Raw genomic sequence first — 21,804 nt, 5'->3', positions numbered from 1 at the left:
TAGAAAGCTTCTTTGGTCACTTTAAGACAGAGTGCTATGATTTTAAAACTTACCAGACTTTTGAAGATTTAGTCGCAGATATTGATGCCTACATCTATTTTTACAATAATCAACGTTTTCAAGAGAAGCACAACGGCCTCGCTCCTCTTGAAATGAGGAACAAGGCCGTTGCTTAATCTTTTATTATTTCGTTGTCCACTTGACAGGGAGCAGTTCATCCCCTTCAACATATGGTTGTTTTATAATATCTTATTGAAAGGAAAAATCACATTTTTGGCAATGATAAAACATAAGAAAGTCGAATTAACAGAGCTCTTTTACGATTTGGTCTACGTCTATGGCTTTAGTCAGACAACCTCGCTCATTCACCATGTGCATCAGGGGTGATTCCCACGATGTCATTCTTTTCTTTTGCGATTGGCATGCTGATTATGCTTAATTCATGGATGGTTCAGACAGTGTTTACCAATCGGTTTGGACTAAATTCTCTGACCAATATTGCCATGATGTTCGGTCAAATGGTTTTCTTGCTGACTGCCTTGACGTCTATTACTGGTGATGTTGACGCTGAACGTTTTTTGTACTTTTATGGACCTTTTGCTGCGATATCTTTTCTCCTTTTAGTACAGTACGTCTTGGAATATCGTCGAACAGAAAACCCGGCAGATAAACTATTTATAAGGCGTTTCTTTTCTATTTTAGGGGCTAGAACCGCAGGGTTGTTATTGTCTCTCTTTCTTCCCTATCAAATCGGACTAGTTGTTGCTGCGGCAAGTGTTCTCATTACTTGGTTGTTGCCTGGGTTCTTGGTAAAGAGAAAATACATGTCACCAGATTTAAAACCCATGAATTTTCCGCATTTGGTGGAGCGACTGTCTCTTTTGGTCATTATTACCTTTGGAGAAATGCTGATTGGTATTGAGGATTACTTTAGTCCCCATCGACTTACTTTGCTATCCTTTTTCATATTTTTGATTGTAGCTAGTCTCTTTATGACCTACATTGTTGAAATAGACCATTTGATTGATCCAAACACACCTAAACCACAGGAAAATCAGTTTATCTACTGGCACTATCCCATCATTTTTGGATTGAGCTTTGTGACCGTTGCAATTGGATTCTTAGGGAATGCAGAAGCGCATAATGGTTTTGCTGTCGCTCTATTTTACCTAGGTATTTTCTTGATGCTAACAGGAATTTACCAATTCAAATCAATGAATAAACCATCCCATCAGTTTACAAAACATCTAGTGACGAGTTGTGTAGTCATTTGGTTAAGTGGTTTATTGTTAAGTTGCTTTTTCTTAACAAATGCTGCGCTGTTGATAGGTATTGCTGCAATGGTTACAGTTCTTATTGCCGTTCTTGCAGTCCGATTTAACCTGAAAAACATACCCAAAAATTAATGTAAAGACTCTCCCAAAATAGGAGAGTCTTTTTGATAGCTTAACCTTGCAATTTCTCCAAAAACAACTGTGCTGCTGCTGAGAAGACCTTATCTTTTTTCCAGACGAGGTAGTGTTCCGAAGTCAGTAGTGGTTCAAGTGGCCTAAAGGTCAAGTTAGGGTTGTAAGTTAACTGGTCAAATCCAATCAGATAACCCAGACCTTCTTCAACCATGAAGAGAGCATTGTAACTAAGATTAAAGGTGGCGACAATATTCAGTTGATTTAGGTTACCGAGCCAATTAACTAACTGATTATCTGACTGGGTTTTGATCAACGCTTGGCGGGAAAGAATGAGGGGGAGGTGCTGAATATCTTCTAGAGCAACACTGTCTTTTTGAGCCAATGGATCAGTCGTCGGTAAAATGACTCCCCAAATATCCTGAGAAGGCAATTTTTGATAATGATAATGCGGTAATTGACGAGGATGGACAATCAAGGCAAAGTCTAATAACCCCTTGTCTAGTAGAGATGTGATATCTTCTGCATTTCCTGAAGACAGGTGGTAGCGAACGTTTGGATATTGTTCTTGAAGTTGCTTGGCAATGATTGCAATATGCCTAAAAATATGGGATTCTGCACCACCAATATAGACATCTCCCTCGATAATATCTGTCAGATAGCGAAAATCATTTTCAGTTTTATCGACCATAGCAATGATTTCTTCTGCACGATTTTGAAGAAGCATACCTTCCTGAGTCAGCTCAATTTGCCCCTTTTTATGGCGGATGAATAGTTGTTTTCCCAGCTCCTCTTCTAATTCTTTAATTTGACGTGAAATAGTGGGTTGTGTTAGGTGGAGGCTATTTGCAGCCTGCGTGATGCCTCCTTCTTTGATAATCGCTAGAAAATAGCGGAGCACTCGAATTTCCATCATTTCCTCCTTTCATTTTATTATAACATGCTTTTTAAGTATTTTATATTATTTAAAATGAGTATTTGCTATTTGATGAGCTGAGGATTATCATAGAAGTATCAAAAGGAGGTGAAAGGGTAGTGAGGATTCATCAACGACTAGGACCAAGTGACACCCGTCACACAATGGTAACATCTCCTATTGAGATTGCGATTCAATTGGGCGAGGTGGTGGTAACAGCTTATCTAACTGATACACAGGTCGCAAAAACACTGATAGCGAATTTACCTCTCACAACCATGGCTTGTACAGGAATAAATGATGCTTGTGGGCAAATCATGCCACTTCCCTACCAAGCTTCAGACGTCCAAGGTGGTTGGTTTAATGGAGATATCTGCTATGATCCAAGTGGAGATTGGTTTTCAATCTATACAGGTGGCGAAAATGCCAAACCCCATCTTAGGGAAATTTTCTTAGGGCAGCTTGCTAACGCTAATGATATCAAGCTTGTAAACAGTCAGCTAAATGGTGATGAAATCCCTTTAACCCTATCGCTCAAAAAAGGTGAAAGAGAGGGAAATAAAGCAAGTGGTATTAAAATATAGCAGAAATATCCTGCTGATTGGGTTATTGCTTGGTTGTTTGAGTATAGCTAGCTGTTCCTTACATAAATCATCCATTCCTGCCAGTGAAAAGAACACTACAAGGGAGCAACACAAAGAAAAAGGAGACGAACTGATGACAATCACCTTATCCATAGATGGACAAAACATGCCAGTAACTTGGGAAGAAAATGAAGCTGTTTTTGCCTTGAAAAAAGCGTTAGAAAAACAGCCCTTGACCATCACCTTATCAGCTTATGGCGGTTTTGAACAGGTTGGAGAGCTTGGTATGACATTACCAAGTCAAAATACCCAGCAAACCGCTCAACCAGGGGATATCATGCTTTACAATAGTAGCCAGTTAGTGCTCTTTTATGGTCAGAATCGTTGGTCATACACGAAGCTGGGTCACATGGCTACGGATGCCAAATCCCAGCTAGCTAAGGACAAGGTAACAGTGACTCTTACTCTGGAGGAGAACAATGATTGATACAGCTTTTGAACCCTATCTAAATACTGGAAAATTAGTTCCAGAACAAGATGGCCTGCGTCAGCTCATTTCAGCCATTCAAACTGAAAATCAGCCTCTTGTACAGGAACTCAATACTCAAGTCCAAACCATGACGAGTGCTAGGCGACTGGTTGAACAGTTGACGAAGGAAAAAATAGATGAAACAGTGGCTATCAACGTTCCTTTTCAAACAGATTTTGGACGGCACATTCACTTTGGTAAACATATCTATGTGAACAAGGATGTCTTTATGGTGGATTTAGGTGGTATTTTCATTGAAGATGAGGTTCTCATAGGCCCAAGTGCCAAGCTGATTTCCGTGAATCACCCTTTGAAACTAGCAGACCGTCATAAATTGGAACTCAAGTCGGTGACCATTAAGAAAAATGCTTGGATTGGGGCGGATGCTACCATTTTACCTGGGGTAACTGTCGGTGAAAATGCCGTTGTGGCTGCAGGTGCCATTGTTTCCAAGGATGTCCCAGCCAATACCGTCGTCGCTGGTGTTCCAGCAAAAGTCATCAACATCATTGAAGAATAACTTATAGAAAGAAGAAGTATTATGACAAAAACATTTGATATTTATGAAAACATCGCCTCACAAAACGTTCGTTTTAAAAACCGTTTCGGTATCGAAATTGCAGGGGATTTGTACTTGCCAGAAGGCTATGACCATCAGAAAAATCCTGCCATTGTAGTGTCTGGACCTTTTGGTGCGGTCAAAGAGCAAGCTTCAGGTCTTTACGCGCAAGAATTTGCTAAATATGGCTTTGTAGCGCTAGCTTTTGACCCATCTTTTACAGGGGAATCAGGTGGAGCAGTGCGTAACGTTGCTGAGCCAGTGATGTTTACTGAAGACTACAGCGCAGCCGTTGATTATCTTGGAACCTTACCTTACGTTGATCGTGAACGTATTGGTGCCCAAGCCATTTGTGGCTTGTCTGGCATGGCTTTGACAGCAGCAGGGGCTGATACGCGTATTAAAGCCGTTGCAACAGCTTCTATGTACGACATGTCCAAGTCTATGTATCTTGGCTACATGAATAGCTATACCGATGAACAGAAGGCAAAACTGCGCAAACATGTCAGCCAACAACGCTGGGTAGATGTGGACAATGGTGCCTCAGAAACTGGGAAATACCGTTTAGGTTATCATGAGCTAGGATTTGATGAAAATGGTCATGTGGTGACGGGTGAGAGCCTATTCCCAGAAAAACTCCCAGAAGATGCAGACCCTGTTTCAAAAGCTTTCTTTGACTACTATTGCACACCGCGTGGGTATCATGAACGTTCTATCAATTCAACAGCAGCCTGGACAGCAACAACACCAATGGCTTTCTATGAATTTCCTCTTTATCATAACATCAAAGACATCTCACCACGTCCAATCCTTCTGGTTGCTGGTGAAAATGCCCATTCTCGTTACCACTCAGAAGAAGCCTACGCAGCAGCGAGTGAGCCAAAAGAATTGCTGATCGTTCCTAACGCTGACCATGTTGACCTATACGATCAAAAAGATAAGATTCCGTTTGAGCAATTAGTTGCTTTCTTTACTGAGAATTTGAAGTAGTGAAAGGATAAAAAGGAAGGCATGATAATCTGACTTGTACTTCGTTTAGTTTCTTGATAAAACACAAGCGGAGGAGCCATCATGAAATTAACAGGTTTTGAAGATTTACGTGTTAAGCGCACCGTTACAGCCATCTATCAGGCCTTTGAGGAGTTAATCTGTGAGTTGGATTATGATAAAATCACAGTGACAGAGTTGGCTAAGCGTGCGCTTATTAACAAAAAGACCTTTTATCGCTATTACCCGACCTTGGATGACCTGTTAGCTGAAATGCAGGAACAATATTCTCAGGCCTATATTGATGTGATTAAGGATTTTTCTCTGCCAGAAGATTTGGAAAAAATGCAGCGCGCCTTTTTTGAGTTTTCAGCCCAGCAGGGAGAGGCCTACGATAAGATCACCATCGGCCAATCCTCTTACAAGGATATTCGGCAGGACATGGTCGATATGGTCATGGCGTCCACTTGGTCTAAGTCGGAAAAAGTTAATCAACTCAGCGATTTTCAGAAGATTAGCCTGCTGAACTTTGTCCAAAATACAGGTCTGTCTATTTATCGCCAATGGGTTGAAGAAGGGAGAAAAACACCTCTTGAAGATGTGATTGAAACGGCTAACCTCCTGACACTTGCAGGTGTTAATTCCCTTTTAAAGTAATATTCTGCCACGGTTTTGGTTCAAGTGTGGCATAAGCCACCTTTTTAGAAAACTGCCCATTGTGTTTGTCACAATGGGCTTTTATAATGAACTTAGAATAAAACAAAAGGAGGCACGAAGATGAAGGGTATTTGGAAGCGTTTGGCTGATGGAGATGCCGTCAATATGATGGAAGAGGCTTATCAAGCGCTTGTGTTAGCAGAGTTTAATCGCTGTCGAGACCTTCAATTTCAGATCAATCAAACCCAGCCAACCTCCTCTGAGCTTCATGGACTCTATAGTGACTTGCTCGGAAGGAAATTACCTGCATCGACCAATATCATGAGTCCATCACAAATTGATTTTGGAAAAAATGTCCACCTAGGAGAAGGTGTATTTATCAATCACAGCCTGACCCTTATGTCAATCGGTGGTGTGACGATTGGCGATGGTAGCTTCATTGGGCCCAACGTCAGCATTGTGACCGACAATCATGATATGGAAGATATTCTGGTCCTACGTTGCCAGCCTGTCGTGATTGGAAGAAAGGTTTGGGTTGGAGAAGGTGTCAAAATTATGCCAGGTGTTACGGTTGGAGACAACGCCCTTCTTGCCAGTGGTGCGGTCGTGACAAAGGATGTTCCGGCTAATGCCATTGTAGGTGTTAATCCAGCTAAGTTGATTCGGATGAAAGGAGACTAAATGACACAAACTGCAGAAAGAGAGATTATCGCACTTCAACACGAGATTTGGGAAGCGATTATTGCACAGGATTTTGATAAACTCAATCAACTCTATCCAGAGGATCATCTCTTCCGCCATGTTGGTGGTTACTACCAGACCCGGGAGGAATACTTTGACTATATTCGAGGAGGGACTTTCCGATATTACACCTATAAGCCTATTTCTGAGACGGTGCGCCTACTCAGTGATGAGCGAGCCATTCTTCATTCTAAGGCGAAAACGGATGCTCGTATTTATGGATTTCGGAAGGTTTGGACCATGGACTTTGAGTTGCCCTTTGAAAAAATAGAAGGGAGGTGGCGACCAGCAAATGAAAACTAAGCTTGGAATGATGACATTTTTGCTTGCCCTGTTGCTAATGGGGTGCAATAGCCAGCAAAAACAAACTGAGCAAATTGAACAAGCAGAGCAAACAAGGACAGAGCATAGTCAATCAGATAAGCAGGAGGAAACCATGCTGACACAAGCAGATAAAGATAGCATGATTACGATTTTTGAGCAGATGCGTCAGGCCATGATAGATAAGGATATGGCTACTTTAGATGCCATTTTGCCAGATGACTATGTGGCAGTTCATATCACAGGACAGACCCAGACTAAAGAGGAATGGCTGGCTGATATTGAAAATGGTGAGATGAACTACTATGACTTCTTAGACACAGAATATACCTTTTCGCAAGAAGGTGATCGGGTCCTAATGCAGGTTAGACAGCGGATCCATGCCAAGATATATGGCAGTAAAGGGACTTGGTCTGTACCAGGAGATCGCTACTTTAAAAAAATAGATGACCAATGGCAAATTGTTGAATAAAGCAGATAAGGATAAGAGATGTAAAAATATGAATACAGAAACACTGATTGCAAAGTTGGAATTAAAAGAGCTGGTAGATACATTTTCAAATTTGGCAGACATTAAGGATACTAAGACACAGGCCCAGTTGTTTGTGGAAGATGCCACCTTGACCTCGCACAATGGGGACCAGGTTTTCAAGCAGGAAGGGCGAGGAGCTATCGAAGAAGCCTGTGCAAATTTCTTGGCATTATTCGATACCGTTTACCATCTCAATGGACAACAGGTTGTCAAAATTGATGGGGATAAGGCCAGTGGTACAGCATACTGCCATGTAGTCTTGATTGGTGCTAACGAAGAGGGAAATCGTATCCAGACCACGCAAGGTGTTCGCTATGAAGATGAGTACGTGAAAGTCGATGGTCAATGGAAGATTGCTAAGAGAACGTCTTATTTTGTGTACACAGATGTGAAAGCAGTTTAATAGAAAAGGAGAACGATTATGGAACAAACATTTTTAACACTCAACTCAGGCTACAAGATGCCACAGTTTGGGATTGGCGTGTACCTCGTTGCCCCAACTGATACCAAACAGAATGTGCTGGATGCTTTTGAACTGGGCTATCGCCATGTGGACACGGCGCATGCCTATCAAAATGAGCGTGAGGTGGGCCAGGCGGTCAAGGCTTCTGGCTTGGAACGCAGCGAACTTTTTATCACCTCAAAATTCTGGCCGAGCGATTATGCAGATCCTGAAGCCATTGACAAAATGCTGGCACGTCTAGAGATGGACTACATTGACCTTGTGCTCTTGCACCAGGAAATCGGCGATTACAAGACAGGATGGAGAAACCTGGAAGCAGCCGTTCAAGCTGGTAAGGTGCGCTCTATCGGGCTCAGCAATTTTGAATCTAGTCGCTTGGAAGAGATTCTTGAGATCGCAACGGTACAACCGGCAGCTTTACAGGTAGAATGCCATCCGTATTTCCAGCAAAGTGAGCTAAAAGAACGGATTGCAGGTATTGGTGCCATCATCGAAAGTTGGTATCCGCTGGGACACGGTGACGCCACCCTCATCAATGAGCCAGTCTTTACGCATTTGGCCCAAAAATATAATAAGACCAATGCACAAATTATTTTACGCTGGCACATTCAGTCAGGACATGCTGTCTTTCCAAAGACAACCAATCCTGACCATCTAAAAGAAAATATCGCCATCTTTGACTTTACTTTGACTGAAGACGAAATGGCAGCCATCAATGCTCTAGAGAAAAACTTCCGCTATTTCAATATGACCTTGGAAGAACGGGAGCGTAATTTCAAAAATTTTGTACCGGCAGATTAGAAATAGTCCCTTGGATAAATATCCGAGGGTTATTTTCTGTGCTGTTAAGACATAGTTAATAAAAAAGTATTTTTCTTGACTTTTTTAGTTAATGTACTTATACTTGTATCATAAACAAGAACAAGCGAAAGAGAATTTTATCGAAAATTGTTTAAGAAGGAGTCTTATGGATACGAAATTTTCAGTAGCCATCCACATTTTAACCATGATTTCTGAGAGTAAGGAGACCCTATCTTCTCAGGCATTGGCAACCAGTGTGGGCACCAATGCCAGTTATATTCGTAAGGTCATTGCTCTTTTGAAAAATGCCGATTTATTGATGTCACATCAAGGTAAGAGTGGGTATGCGTTAACGAAAGCACCAGCAGAAATCAGTCTTTTAGACATTTACTATGCGGCTCAAGAAGTGACTCAAGTCAAACTCTTTCAAGTACATCAGCATGCCAATCTGGAATGTCCTGTCGGTAAACATATTGAAGGGGCAATCAATCCAGTCTTTCAAAAGGCAGAGAGTCAGCTAGCAAAGGAGCTTGCCAATCAAAGCCTTGCTGACGTCATTACAAATTTGTACCGTCAAGCAGGAGTTACCAAGTAAGCGCTTGGTGATTTCTATTATTAAACTTGTATCTGTATCTACGACAAATACAAAAAGATTATCACGACATTCTCTAAACGTTGTTTGAAGTTCCAACCTTGCAGACCAGCTCTGCTATTTCCAAAAAAGAAAGAAGAAAACTAATGAAAGCAGCACAATTAAATGCCTACAACAAAAACAACCTTAACCTTAGCATCGTTGATGTCCCAAGGCCTGAGCCAAAGGACAATCAGGTCTTAATCAAGGTGCTGACAGCCGGGGTCAATCCGCTGGACAATATGATTACCCGTGGTGAGGTCAAGATGATTGTTCCTTATAAAACGCCCCTTATCGCTGGAAATGAAGTGGTGGGACTGGTTGAAAAGATAGGTACTGGTGTGAGCCAGTTTGTCGTAGGGGATCGTGTTTTTGGTCGCTTGCCGTTAGATCGTATTGGTGCTTTTGCCGAGTATGTAGCTGTGGATGTGGCTGCTCTAGCCAAGGTTCCCGACTATTTAACCGATGAGGAGGCAGCAGGTGTCCCTCTGACGGCTCTGACCATCATGCAGGCGTTCGACCTTATGGGTGCCAAAGCTGGCAAGACCCTCTTTATTTCTGGTGGGACTGGTGGTGTCGGTGCTATGGCTATTCCCCTAGCTAAAGCTAAAGGATTAACCGTTATCACTAATGGGGACATCAGCAATCGTGACCGAGTCTTGGCGCTCGGGGTCGATCAGTTCCTAGATTACAAGACTCAGGACTACACCAAAATCCTCAGCAATGTTGATTATGTCTTGGACACCCTAGGTGGCACTGAGACCGAGAAACAAATGGCTATCATAAAAAAAGGCGGTCAGATGGTATCTCTGCGTGCCATGCCAAATGGTGCCTTTGCTAAGCGCATGAAACTTCCTAAGTGGAAACAAATCCTCTTTACACTGGTTGGTCGCAAATTCGACAAAATGGCTGACGAATATGGCGTTCACTATCACTTTATCTTTGTCGAAAGCAATGGTCAACAACTCCAAGAAGTAGCAGATATTTTTATCAAACTAGAGATCAAGCCATCTATTGATACGGTTTATCCCTTTAATGAGGTCAATGCTGCGCTGGATAAGGTGGCAAATGGACGCTCAAGCGGTAAAACTGTTCTTAGTATGAAAGGATAGCACATGGCTTATTTAGAAACCAAAAACCAATACCTTACTGTTCAAGAGAAAAACATTGCCTACCGTGAAATCGGTAAGGGAAAGTCAGACTATCCTTTGGTTATGTTAGTCCATCTTGCAGCAACCATGGATCATTGGGACCCTAAACTCATTGACCTTTTGATCCAAACACAGCATGTGATTTTGCTTGATTTGCCTGGTGTTGGGGCCAGCGACGGTAAGGTAGCAGGTACCATTCCAGGAATGGCAGAGCAGATGATAGACATTATCAAAGCTCTTGGCTACAGCAAAATCAACCTTCTTGGTCTGTCTATGGGTGGCATGATTGCTCAAGAAGTGGTGCGTTTGGCTCCAACTTTGGTGAATCGCTTGATTTTAGTAGGGACTGGTCATCGTGGCGGACTTGGTATTGATAAGGTAACAGCAAAGACCTTCCGTTATATGACTCGAGCTGCTTGGCATCGTGTGGATCCTAAACGTTATATTTTTTATGGTCATGATGACAATGGCAGAGCAGAAGCAGATAAGGTGCTCAGTCGCCTAGCCAGTCGCAAGAAAGCTTATGCGGACAAAGAGATGGCTGTGCCAAGTTTTTTACGCCAGTTAAAAGCCATTAAAACCTGGGGAAAAGCCCCAGAAGATGACTTGCAGTTTATGACACCACCTACCCTAATTGTCAATGGTGACAAGGACATGATGGTACCAACAGAAAATTCCTACATCATGCATGATAAGATTGCAAATAGCCAACTGATTATCTATTCTCATGCAGGCCATGGGTCAATTTTTCAGTATGCGGAAGATTTTGCATCAAAACTTAATGACTTCTTGATGGGAGAGTAAGGTATAAACAGTAGTTATCTCTATGTTAAGATGGAATCTAAAAAAACTTAATCGGCACATTGTCAAGTCAAGTGCAACAAGTTCGTGGATAGACTAGTATTCCATTGTTTAGGCTGTTTGGGCTAGCCCAAACAGAAATTTTGCCGTTTTGTAACGGTGAAGTCGTCTTGGCCTCTCATTGATAGCTGCTATATATTGAGCGAGCTCTTCATCAGTCAATGGATTGAGAGATTTCCCCTTAGGAAGAAACTCTCTGAGGAGACCATTGAAGTTCTCATTTGTTCCCCTTTCGTGAGATGAATACGGATGGGCAAAGTAAATATCAACGTTTTCTAAATCCGATAAGAGACTGAATTCAGAGCCGTTATCTGATGTGATAGAAGCAATCGGGTGATCAGACAAGAGTTCTTTAACAGCCTCATTGATAGTTTCCGCTCGCTTATCGGGCAACTTACAAGCTAAGGCAAAACGTGTTTGGCGTTCGACCAAGGTCATGACAACAGCCTCCCCCTTGGTCTTTTTACCGAGAACCAAATCAATCTCCCGGTGCCCAAACTCAGAACGGTTGTTAATCGTTTCTGGACGCTCTTCAATCGATTTTCCAAGGGTCTTCTTATTGACCGTAGTTTTGGATTTGGAGCGTTTTCTGATACTCACCATCTTTGGCAAATCAATTGGCTTGATAGAAACAAGGCCAGCTGCGATATAACGATATAAGGTCTTCGTTGATGGGATGGTTTCTGCTGGATGTTTCTCTTTGTACTCGTGAACGAACGTATCCACACTGTGATGACGGACTTTGGCTTTAATGGCTTTCTCTAGTTGCTCAAAGAAAGTCGGAGAGCACTGATTTAATTTCAGGTAAACACTGTTTTTACGGTTTTCTTCGTAGACACGTTGACCGCTATCAGCGAAGTAGGTTTGATAATGAGTTCGTTTACCATTCTTATCTTGAACTTGCGTTACTGTACCACGTTTTATCTCACGAGTAATTGTGGAACGATGTCGTCCTAATAGACGGGCAATCTCAGATGGTTTTTTACCCATCTTCAAATAAGCGCTAATTTCCCCTCGCTCAGAGGCTGATAAGTGAGAATAACGAGACTTTTTGGTAGAATGAGTTTGGGGCATGTTCATCTGCTTTCTATACTGAGTTGGGGAATTCTAGTATATCAGACGAACATGTCTTTTCTGTTGCACTTCATTTTACAACGCGGGAAAAGTTATCGTTGCCCAAAAATAGTTTGTGACTTTATTGTTGAAAAATTATCTATTGAAATTTCATCGCAGCTAGAAGAGAAGTATTCTGCCCAAATTACTCTCATAGATTCACAGGATAAAATAGAATCAATAATGACAGATGACAATGTTATGAAACTTTTTTATCAAAAATCTTATGATTATGATTGCAAAAGTCAGAATTGAGGGGATAGCAAAGGTTCTGAATATGACAATGTTTGTGTAGTATTAAATCCAACAACATATAAATTATTCGCAGCTGATCGCTTAAATGAACTTTCTTCACAAACTAAAAGTAAATTTTATGTTGCATGTACACGTACGAGAGGGAATCTATATTTTGTCAAGCAATTAGATATATCAAAATATAAGAAGATAAAGTAAAGGAGTAAATATGACTGAACAGTTTTTTGACATACCATTTGTAAGTTATTTTATAACTACAAATAATCATGGTAACCCAAATTTTATTGAAAGAGATACATTTTCCTATCGTTTTAATAGAAATATTGTCACTCATACCCAATCAAGATATATAGCTACTCATCTTCCTAAAAGTCTTAAAGAATTAGTTATTCCCTGGCCACTGTCTTCATTTATTGATGTTCCAAATTATATTACGGAATACATAAACATAGAGCTTTTAAATAAAAATATAGATGGTATTATTGATTTAATCAAACAAACTCCTTTAGGCTGTATTTTCATTCCTGAAGAATTGAGAGACTATCCTATTATTAAACAAATACAAGAAATAACACTACCTGTAATTTTTTTAAAAGATGGAGAATATATCCCTACCAGACAACTACAATTGATTGTAGAAAAAAATAGTATTAATGCTAGTAAGATAATAGCTAATGAAATTACAATCTCTGATAAAACAAAAATTGAGCCGATTAGCGTACCTCACAAGAACTTTTTGAGACCTTTAGAGATTGCAATAAATCGTAACAGAGGTCTGTACTTATCTATATTTGAAAATCGTCAGAAACCACAACCTTGGAACATCAATAATGAAAGTAAAGAAGAAGTTGAAGAAGTTGCTATAAAGGATATAAAATTTTATTTAAAGATTCTAATTACAGAAAAATATATTCTATATCTTGCAACACATGACAAAGGAATAGATTCTCTTATTGATATAATAAAACAATGGGATAATTCAATTAACACAGACGACTTAGACTTAGATATTTTAGAAGAATACTTTTTGAATTTATCGGATTATTTTTTTGAAAAATTTGACGAAATAGTTTATCGTACAGATATGGTATTTGTGCTGCCAATGGTAAATAAAACAAGTGTTGATTTACTAAATAGAGAGTTTCAGTTACGACTATCTAAACCTGTTCTTCGGCAGATATATGATTTTTCAGGATATTATGGAATAGGGAGCGGCAAAGATTTCGAAACGATGCTGGGAATAATTTCTGATAGAGTATCAGAAAACTCAATTTTAGATTCTTTATCCCTTAATTTTACACTAGATACAAAATCTCCGTATGTGCGTTTACCTAACTTACCCTCTAAAGATATTACTTTGTGGTATTTACACATGCTAAAAAATGTTATCAGAAATTCAGATTTTAAAGAGATAGAAAAGTTTAATAATAATTTTCACAATATTTCTGAGAAACTTAAACTATCATTGGATGATGATTTTATTGAACTAATAGTAAATAAAGGGAACCATATCAAATTTATTACAGATGCACCTATTGAATGGATTAAACATGAGGATGTTCCTCTAGGTTTAATAAAATCAATCAGCAGATTGCCAATTATCCCTGGTAATATATTAGTAAATTCAGCAAAACTTAACTTTAAAAGAGAAATTTCAAAAGCTACTGTATCCTTTTTAATTATCAATGCACTTAACCCTAATGATACATTATATAAAAATGGAAAAAAATTGGGAGAGTTATTAAAAGAGTATTTTCCTAAACATTGTGTTAATTACTATGAAGTTACAAATAAAACTGACTTCATTCGTATTATGAATGAATATCCTACAACCTTTTTCATTTATTATGGGCATGGTAGTATGCCTGAAGTGAGTAGAAATCAATCAGATCAGATCGGTAAACTTCATATTGGCGATGATGAAATTGATATGATTGAGTTAGAAAATAATATAAAAGTTGTACCTGTTGTCACGATATTGGGAGCATGTCAGACTCAGGTATTGGATGCTCATTATTTAAATATTGGAAATATGTTCCTCGGGTTAGGAAGTCAATCAGTATTGGCAACATATTTCCCAGTTGATGGTTTCTATACATTTAGTTTAATAGAGTCTATTTTTAGACATCTAAAAAATTTTTTAAGCAATCAAGCGCCAGAGTATATAAAGAACTGGTCTGATATTATTTTACAAGCTCGACGAACTCATTATATCATTGAACCAGTTAATACAATTATTGAATATTTAGATAAAAAGGGAGATAAAACTAGAGTGGACTCAGAAAGTTTGTCACAATATGTTATGAAATATTGTATAGAATCAAGCTGTAATGCTAATACCTCATATATTTCTGTGATGGAACAAAGTGTCATATATAGAGATAAAGCTTATAAAGAATATTTTAAAAACTATCCAGAATCGACTAGAATGTTAATTGATTATATTTTTAAACATAACTATGTCTTTCCAGAGAGTATAATATTTACATCTCTTGGTTCTCCAGAGAAAATCAAATTTGTATAGAGTTTTTTGAGAGCATCTAGCTCTCTTTTTTTCTTACCTTCATTTCTAGGATGTGATAACTTTTCCAAATCATCCTTGTTATCCTAATATCATTCCTAAGAAAATCAAGTCTTGATTTTATACTGGGGGTTTGGGGGCGAAGCCACCAAGTTATCTTATCGTTGGCTGTCAAAACTGGAAAGTTTTAGTCGGCTGGCGATATGATTTTTTGGGTATTGTGACCACAATGCCTGAGCTCGCAAAGACCGAACAAGGAACGAGTGAGTTCTTTAGGAATTGTACTGACAATGTGAGGCAGCCTGACATTGTCAGACAAGTATCATGTTGAAAGGATAGTAGGATGGGACAAGAAATTAAGTTAATCCGTAAGCAATTTAGAATCACGAGACAAGAAGAAAAACAAATAAAAGAAATGATGAGGGAACAAAAAGTGGATAGTTTCTCAGAATTTCTTCGTCAAAATTTATTGAAAAAGAATTATCAGGATAGAATTTTTGAAAGTTGGTTCTCCTTTTGGAAGTCTCAAAAGTTTGAACAAATTAGTCGAGATGTGTATGAAGTTCTAGTTGTCGCAAGAGAAAATCACCAAGTGACTCAAGAACACGTCTCAATCTTATTGACTTGCGTTCAAGAATTGATTGCGGAAGTCAATCAAGTACAACCACTCAGTCATGAGTTTCGTGAAAAATACATGAGATAGGAGGCTACTATGGTTTATCGATATCGCACTAATCTCAAAAAAGTATTTTTAACAGATTCAGAGTTACATCAATTGAATGAACGAATTGCTAAGAGTCATTGTCAAAATTTTTCAGTCTATGCCAGAAAAGTGTTGCTGAATCCCAATATGTCATTTGTCACCATTAACACGGATACCTATGACCAGTTAGTATTTGAATTGAGACGGATTGGAAATAACATTAATCAAATTGCGCGTGCCATCAATCAAAGCCATCTGATTTCTCAGGAACAGTTACAAGAATTAAGTAAAGGAGTTAGTGAGTTGATTACTGGAGTGGAGAAAGAATTTCAAGTGGAAGTGAAAAGACTGAGGGAGTTTCATGGTAGTCACTAAACACTTTGCGACGCACGGAAAAAAATATCGTAGGCGTTTGATTAAGTATATCCTCAATCCCGATAAAACGGACAATTTGAAATTGGTATCTGATTTTGGCATGAGCAATTACTTAGACTTTCCTAGCTATGAAGAAATGGTAGAAATGTACAATGTCAACTTTACCAATAACGACAAGTTGTATGAATCCAGAAATGACCGACAGGAAAAACACCAATAAAATATTCATGCCCATCACCTCATTCAATCATTTTCTCCTGAAGATAATCTGACACCTGAAGAAATTAACCGCATTGGTTATGAGACTATGATGGAATTGACTGGAGGTCGCTTTAAATTTATCGTGGCAACCCATACAGACAAAGATCATGTCCACAACCATATCTTAATCAATGCCATAGACAGTAATTCAGATAAAAAGTTGATATGGAATTATGCCTTGGAACGAAACCTTCGTATGATTTCAGACCGTATTTCTAAAATGGCGGGGGCAAAAATTATCGAGAAGCGGTACTCCTACCGTGACTATCAAAAATATAGGCAGTCTAGTCATAAATTTGAATTAAAGCAACGTCTTTATTTTTTGATGCAGCAGTCAAAGTCCTTTGATGATTTTTTAGAAAAAGCGGTGCAGTTACATGTTCATATTGATTTTAGTCAGAAACATAGTCGATTCATGATGACAGATAGAGCAATGACAAAACCAATTCGAGGACGCCAACTCAGTAAAAGAGATTTATATGATGAAGAATTTTTTCGTACACATTTTGCCAAGCAAGAGATTGAAAGTAGTTTAGAATTTTTGTTGGACCGTGTCAATTCTTTAGAAGAGTTACTAACAAAAGCAAAAGAATTGAATCTAACCATTGACTTAAAACAAAAAAATGTAATCTTTATACTTGAAGAAAATGGAAAGCAATTCAGTCTGAGTCATAAAAAAATAAGTGAGAAGAAATTATATGATGTCAATTTTTTTCAAGATTACTTTCAAAATAGGGAAGTCGGTGATTCAGAAGGATTAGAGAATTTGCAGGAGCAGTACCATGCTTTTCAAGAAGAACGAGATAAGGACAAGGTAGCCACTGAAGAAATTGAGGAAGCCTTTGAGGAATTTAAGAAGAAGCGAGATGCCGTTCACGAATTTGAAGTGGAACTTGCAGAGCACCAAATAGAGAAGCTAGTTGATAAGGGCGTCTATATCAAGGTGTCTTTCGGTGTCAAACAGAGCGGTCTTATATTCATTCCCAACTATCAATTAGATATTCTTGAAGAAGAGAATCGGACAAAATATAAAGTCTATATCCGTGAGACAACCTCATATTTTGTCTATAACAAGGAATATTCGGATAAGAATCAGTATATTAAAGGGCGAACCTTGATTAGACAGCTAACCAACGATAGTCGGATGATACCATACAGAAGAGCAACTTTAAAAAGTCTTCAAGAGAAGATTTCTGAAATTAATCTTATGATTGAATTGTCTAAGACGAACAAACAATACCAAGAGATCAAAGATGAGTTTTTACTAGAAATTGCAGAACTTGATATGAAACTGGAAGAAGCACAAGAAAAAATCACCACCTTAAACAAGATGGCGGAAGTGCTTGTCAACTTAAAGAGTGAAGATCCGAATAGTCGAAAATTAGCAAGGTATGATTTTTCCAAAATGAACCTGACAGAATCAATTACAGTAGAACAAGTGACCGAAGAAATAAGAGTGCTGCAAGAGGAGCTAGGTTATTATCTTGATGAGTATGAAGGATTAGCTAGAAAGTTGGAAACATTTGAGGCTTTGCTTAACTTTAAAAAGTCACAAAATAGAGTAACAGAGAGTAAGGGAAGATTGGAATTATAGTTTTTACCGTTAATATAACGGAAAAAAACTTTCTAGATAATCGTATTTTTTATTGTTATAATAAAGTTGAGATTAGTTTATCTAATTGCTAGAAAGGCTAAAAAATGACTCATAAATTATTTGAATTATTAAGTATACTTCCAACAGATTCTTTTTATACCTCACAAGAGTTGGCTAATAAATTAGGAGTTAGTGAGAAAACTATACGAACTCGTATGAAAGAGTTAAACAGTATTTTGGAAACAAATGGTGCTGAGGTTATTTCAAAACGCCATTTAGGATACCAATTGAATATCATAAATGAGCAGGCGTTTTTGAATTTAACAGAGCAAATAACTGTTCAAGAAGTACCTGATGGCATTGAAGAGAGACAAAATTTTTTACTTGAAAAGCTACTAGCATCAGATAAATATCTAAAATTAGATGATATTGCTGAAGAATTATTTGTATCAAGGCAAACTTTATTCACAAATGTAAAACGAGTTGAAGAAATTTTAAGTTCCTATGACTTATCTATAGATAGAAAGCCTAATTATGGGATAAAAGTAATTGGTAATGAATTTGATAAGAGAACTTGTATTGTTAACAATCTCTATGTTAGGAGAAATAGTACTGAAAAAGAGCAGTGGCTTGCAAATATGATTATTTTAGGAAATCAAAAACATAAAGTGAACATGTCTGAAATTTCTTTAGACAATTTTATTAAGTACGTAATAGTAAGTCTTGAACGAATTAAGAGAGGCCACCCTTTGGATAGTTCTGACATCCAGAGTAAAGATATAAGTGAGGCAACTCAATTTATTGTTAACAACTATTGTGAAAATATTGAAACAGAATTCAATATCATTTTAAGTGATACTGAGAGACTTTTTTTGGCAATACATTTTAGTTCTCAACTCTCTTCGGACTCTTATAGTCAATATGGCCCAAATTTTGTGATTACTGGCAAAATTGATGAGTTGGTTTTTAAAATGCTAACACGAGTATATGATACTTTTTCAATAAATTTTCGAAATAACTTAGAGTTAAGAATGTCCCTCAATCAGCATTTAGTACCGATGGATATTCGTCTACGATATAATATTCCTATTACTAATCCGTTACTTGAAGTTATAAAAAAAGAGTATACCTACCCGTTCACTTTGGCTATGTCAGCTTGTACAAGTTTAAGTGAATATTATCGCAAAGAAATTCCTGAGGATGAAGTAGCTTATATTGCTTTAATTTTTGCATTAGCGACAGAAAAAAGAGCTAGACAGATTGAGAAGAAAAATATTGTATTAGTATGTGTATCTGGAACAAGTAGCTCTCAATTGTTTAAGTTTAAATATAAACAAGCCTTTGGAGCCTATCTGAATGATATCTATGACTGTAGCGTTGCGGAGTTAGATTTATTTGATTTCAAAGGTAAGAAAATTGATTATATCTTTACAACAGTGCCGTTGAAACACAAGTATGCTGTTCCAATATACGAAATCAATTTAATTATTGATACAAAGGATATTTTAACTTATCAGGAGTTGTTTGAAAGTAGTAGTAGCAAATTACTGAACTACTATTCAACAAACCTTTTTATTCCAAATCTAAAAGCAGAGACACGTGAGGAAGCAATAAAAAAAATGTGTGACCATATAGATCGTTATGACCTATTACCATATGGATTTTATGAAGCAGTTATGAAAAGAGAGGAATTAGGTCAAACTGATTTTGGTAATTTAGTTGCACTTCCTCATCCTTATAAGATTTTGACTAAAACTAGTTTTGTTACAGTAGCAGTTCTGGAAAAACCAATAATGTGGAAAAATCACCATGTACAAGTTGTATTTTTATTGGCGATAGGCTCTCAAGAAGATTCTCATCTTGAAAAATTTTATGAAAAAACCAGTAGTCTCTTTTTTAATCAAAAAGCAATACAAACATTGATTAAGCATCCAAATTTTGAAACTTTATTAAGTATCTTGGATTAAAAACATTATTCACGCAGTAGTCTTACTTTAGTAATAAAAATCAATTAAGAAATTTCATTTTCTGCGTTATATATATGACATTGGGGAGTGAAAACAAAAGTAAACTATGCTTATAAGTCTCAATAATTAAAAAATATAGAAAGGATAAAAAAGTGCTCAGTAGTTTTTATGAATAAAATGTCTGCTGCTAGTGTGTACTTTTATATATATCGATTTATGACCAAGCAATTCCCAAAGAACTTTATGTGGGGTGGCGCTATCGCTGCTAATCAGGCAGAAGGTGCCTATAATCTGGACGGCCGTGGCCTGACGGCAACAGACGTGACGACGGGTGGTTCTGTCAAAATGCCACGTTACACAACCTATATTGACAAGGACGGTAAGCCAGGCAAAGTTGCCTCTATGGGGCATAACGGGGTTATTCCTGAAGGGGCAAAATATGCGGTACTGGATACCGAGTATTACCCGAATCATCAGGCGGTAGATTTCTACCATCGTTACAAAGAGGACATCAAACTCTTTGCGGAGATGGGTTACAGCATTTTCCGTCTGTCTATTTCTTGGGCGCGGATTTTCCCAAATGGAGATGATATTAGGCCAAACCAAGCTGGTCTTGATTTTTATCGCTCGGTCTTTGAAGAATGCCGTAAGTACAATATAGAGCCCTTAGTCTCTATCTGGCACTTTGACACGCCTTTGTCGCTAGAAGAGCGTTTCGGTGGCTGGACCAACCGAAAATTGGTTGACTTTTACGTAAAATATGCAGAGACTATTTTCAGAGAATACAAGGGTCTGGTAAAATATTGGCTGACTTTCAATGAAATCAACAATACTATCATGTTCTTAGATATGATGAGTGATATTTCAGGAAAAGAGGCTACGGATAAGGAATACCAAGATGCCTACCAGCATCTCCATCACCAGTTTGTGGCTTCAGCTAAAACAGTACAAATCGGTCATGCCATTGACCCTAACTATGTCATCGGTAACATGATTTGTGGTATTACCTTCTACCCAGGGACTTGTGATCCTAAGGATATCCTTGCCAACCAACACAAGTGGGAACAAGGAATTTACTACTGCGGTGATGTCCAAGCAAAAGGAAAATACGGCACCTATGCCAAACGCCTCTGGAAGGAGCACAACGTAGAGCTTGTCATGGAGGACGGAGACCTTGAAATCCTCGAAAAAGGTAAAGTTGACATGTATACCTTCTCTTACTACATGTCTAACAACGTGACCACCCACGAGGTAGAGGATAAGGTGTCTGGGAATTTCTCAGCAGGAGCCAAAAATCCTTATCTGACTTATTCTGACTGGGGGTGGGCCCATGACCCAGTTGGCCTTCAATATTACCTGGAAAAAATCTACGACCGCTACGAAATCCCTCTTATGGTGGTGGAAAATGGTCTGGGTGCCTTTGATACGGTGGAAGAAGATGGCTCTATCCATGACGATTACCGTATAGACTACCATCGTGCTCATATCAAGGCCATGGCTGACGCTATTGACAATGGTGTGAATCTGATTGCCTACACGACTTGGGGTTGTATCGACATTGTTTCAGCAGGGACTGGAGAAATGAGGAAACGATATGGTTTCATCTATGTGGATATGGACGATGCAGGAAACGGGACCCTCAATCGCACGCCAAAAGATTCCTTCTACTGGTATAAGGAAGTTTTGGCTACCAATGGATTAAATGTTTTGGAAGAGAGTGATAGGTAATAATATATATCTAATATACTTTCAGGGAGTAAAATACTTTAAATTAGATTAAAAAGTACCAAACAAAAAAGGTTGAATCAATTTCAATCTTTTTCTTTTTCAATTCACTATAAAAAGTTCATCAATAATTACCGTAATAAAAACGGTA

The 21,804-nt window shown here is 38.3% G+C and carries 21 protein-coding genes and 2 pseudogenes; 21 read left to right on the top strand and 2 right to left on the bottom strand.

From position 1 onward, the window contains the following. Together F601_RS12150 and F601_RS12145 are read left to right on the top strand one after the other, a co-directional pair. Window positions 1-176: IS3 family transposase (locus F601_RS12150; RefSeq protein WP_018163934.1), on the top strand; the 176-nt coding region annotated here is incomplete at its 5' end. A 103-nt stretch (window positions 177-279) separates the two neighbouring features. Next, window positions 280-1,406: pseudogene (locus tag F601_RS12145) on the top strand (low temperature requirement protein A). 40 nt (window positions 1,407-1,446) lie between these two features. Here the strand turns inward: F601_RS12145 and F601_RS0101635 are convergent. Then, entirely contained in the window at window positions 1,447-2,319 is an 873-nt protein-coding gene (locus F601_RS0101635; RefSeq protein ID WP_018163932.1) for a LysR family transcriptional regulator, read from the bottom strand. A 122-nt stretch (window positions 2,320-2,441) separates the two neighbouring features. On the opposite strand from F601_RS0101635, the gene F601_RS0101630 reads away from it, so the two are divergent. From F601_RS0101630 to F601_RS0101570, 13 genes are all read left to right on the top strand, one after another. Continuing rightward, window positions 2,442-2,906: a cyclophilin-like fold protein gene (locus F601_RS0101630; protein WP_018163931.1), complete on the top strand. Its 465-nt coding sequence runs from the start codon at window positions 2,442-2,444 to the stop codon at window positions 2,904-2,906. Between the two features lie 133 nt (window positions 2,907-3,039). Then, window positions 3,040-3,393, top strand: a complete 354-nt coding sequence (locus F601_RS0101625; protein WP_018163930.1) for a cyclophilin-like fold protein — start codon at window positions 3,040-3,042, stop codon at window positions 3,391-3,393. Continuing rightward, window positions 3,386-3,955: a DapH/DapD/GlmU-related protein gene (locus tag F601_RS0101620; RefSeq protein WP_018163929.1), complete on the top strand. Its 570-nt coding sequence runs from the start codon at window positions 3,386-3,388 to the stop codon at window positions 3,953-3,955. Before F601_RS0101625 ends, F601_RS0101620 begins: the two co-directional genes overlap by 8 nt. A 21-nt stretch (window positions 3,956-3,976) precedes the next feature. Then, window positions 3,977-4,984, top strand: a complete 1,008-nt coding sequence (locus F601_RS0101615; protein ID WP_018163928.1) for an alpha/beta hydrolase — start codon at window positions 3,977-3,979, stop codon at window positions 4,982-4,984. An 81-nt stretch (window positions 4,985-5,065) separates the two neighbouring features. Continuing rightward, entirely contained in the window at window positions 5,066-5,638 is a 573-nt protein-coding gene (locus F601_RS0101610) for a TetR/AcrR family transcriptional regulator (RefSeq protein WP_018163927.1), read from the top strand. 120 nt (window positions 5,639-5,758) lie between these two features. Then, window positions 5,759-6,319, top strand: coding sequence for a DapH/DapD/GlmU-related protein (locus F601_RS0101605; protein ID WP_018163926.1), 561 nt, complete (start codon window positions 5,759-5,761; stop codon window positions 6,317-6,319). Next, window positions 6,320-6,682 (top strand): nuclear transport factor 2 family protein, encoded by a 363-nt coding sequence (locus F601_RS0101600; RefSeq protein ID WP_018163925.1) that lies wholly within the window; start codon window positions 6,320-6,322, stop codon window positions 6,680-6,682. After that, on the top strand, window positions 6,672-7,172 hold the full coding sequence (locus tag F601_RS0101595; protein ID WP_018163924.1) for a nuclear transport factor 2 family protein: 501 nt from the start codon (window positions 6,672-6,674) through the stop codon (window positions 7,170-7,172). Before F601_RS0101600 ends, F601_RS0101595 begins: the two co-directional genes overlap by 11 nt. Window positions 7,173-7,200: 28 nt before the next feature. Further along, the gene (locus F601_RS0101590; protein ID WP_026183059.1) at window positions 7,201-7,635 is read left to right on the top strand and encodes a nuclear transport factor 2 family protein; all 435 of its coding nucleotides are present in this window, start codon (window positions 7,201-7,203) and stop codon (window positions 7,633-7,635) included. Window positions 7,636-7,653: 18 nt separating this feature from the next. Beyond that, window positions 7,654-8,496, top strand: a complete 843-nt coding sequence (locus F601_RS0101585; RefSeq protein ID WP_018163922.1) for an aldo/keto reductase — start codon at window positions 7,654-7,656, stop codon at window positions 8,494-8,496. A 166-nt stretch (window positions 8,497-8,662) separates the two neighbouring features. Beyond that, a complete protein-coding gene (locus F601_RS0101580) occupies window positions 8,663-9,091 on the top strand; it encodes an Rrf2 family transcriptional regulator (RefSeq protein WP_018163921.1) in 429 nt (142 codons plus the stop codon). Window positions 9,092-9,234: 143 nt separating this feature from the next. After that, window positions 9,235-10,239 (top strand): NADP-dependent oxidoreductase, encoded by a 1,005-nt coding sequence (locus F601_RS0101575; protein ID WP_018163920.1) that lies wholly within the window; start codon window positions 9,235-9,237, stop codon window positions 10,237-10,239. A gap of 3 nt (window positions 10,240-10,242) precedes the next feature. Next, window positions 10,243-11,082, top strand: a complete 840-nt coding sequence (locus F601_RS0101570; RefSeq protein ID WP_018163919.1) for an alpha/beta fold hydrolase — start codon at window positions 10,243-10,245, stop codon at window positions 11,080-11,082. Between the two features lie 108 nt (window positions 11,083-11,190). Here the strand turns inward: F601_RS0101570 and F601_RS0101565 are convergent, their stop codons facing one another. Next, window positions 11,191-12,213: an IS30 family transposase gene (locus tag F601_RS0101565; RefSeq protein ID WP_018163918.1), complete on the bottom strand. Its 1,023-nt coding sequence runs from the start codon at window positions 12,211-12,213 to the stop codon at window positions 11,191-11,193. Between the two features lie 502 nt (window positions 12,214-12,715). Between F601_RS0101565 and F601_RS0101555 the strand changes: the two genes are divergently transcribed. The 6 genes and pseudogenes from F601_RS0101555 to F601_RS0101530 all read left to right on the top strand — a co-directional run bounded on the left by F601_RS0101555 (window position 12,716) and on the right by F601_RS0101530 (window position 21,656). Then, window positions 12,716-15,031: a hypothetical protein gene (locus F601_RS0101555; protein ID WP_018163916.1), complete on the top strand. Its 2,316-nt coding sequence runs from the start codon at window positions 12,716-12,718 to the stop codon at window positions 15,029-15,031. 340 nt (window positions 15,032-15,371) lie between these two features. Next, the gene (locus F601_RS0101550) at window positions 15,372-15,731 is read left to right on the top strand and encodes an SAG1252 family conjugative relaxosome accessory protein (RefSeq protein ID WP_018163915.1); all 360 of its coding nucleotides are present in this window, start codon (window positions 15,372-15,374) and stop codon (window positions 15,729-15,731) included. A gap of 9 nt (window positions 15,732-15,740) precedes the next feature. Further along, a complete protein-coding gene (mobC, locus tag F601_RS0101545; RefSeq protein ID WP_018163914.1) occupies window positions 15,741-16,106 on the top strand; it encodes a plasmid mobilization relaxosome protein MobC in 366 nt (121 codons plus the stop codon). After that, window positions 16,093-17,961: pseudogene (locus F601_RS12135) on the top strand (SAG1250 family conjugative relaxase). The gene mobC and the pseudogene F601_RS12135 overlap by 14 nt, the downstream one beginning before the upstream one ends. 104 nt (window positions 17,962-18,065) lie before the next feature. Further along, on the top strand, window positions 18,066-19,928 hold the full coding sequence (locus F601_RS0101535) for a BglG family transcription antiterminator (protein WP_018163911.1): 1,863 nt from the start codon (window positions 18,066-18,068) through the stop codon (window positions 19,926-19,928). Between the two features lie 216 nt (window positions 19,929-20,144). Next, complete coding sequence (locus F601_RS0101530; RefSeq protein WP_026183058.1) at window positions 20,145-21,656, top strand: family 1 glycosylhydrolase; 1,512 nt, start codon at window positions 20,145-20,147, stop codon at window positions 21,654-21,656. The last annotated feature ends 148 nt before the right edge of the window (window positions 21,657-21,804 follow it).

The organism is Streptococcus henryi DSM 19005 (assembly GCF_000376985.1).
In the GTDB taxonomy this organism is placed as follows: Bacteria; Bacillota; Bacilli; order Lactobacillales; family Streptococcaceae; genus Streptococcus; species Streptococcus henryi.
The sequence above is the reverse complement of the archived record's forward strand: the minus strand, read 5'-3'. Positions and strand labels throughout refer to the sequence as shown.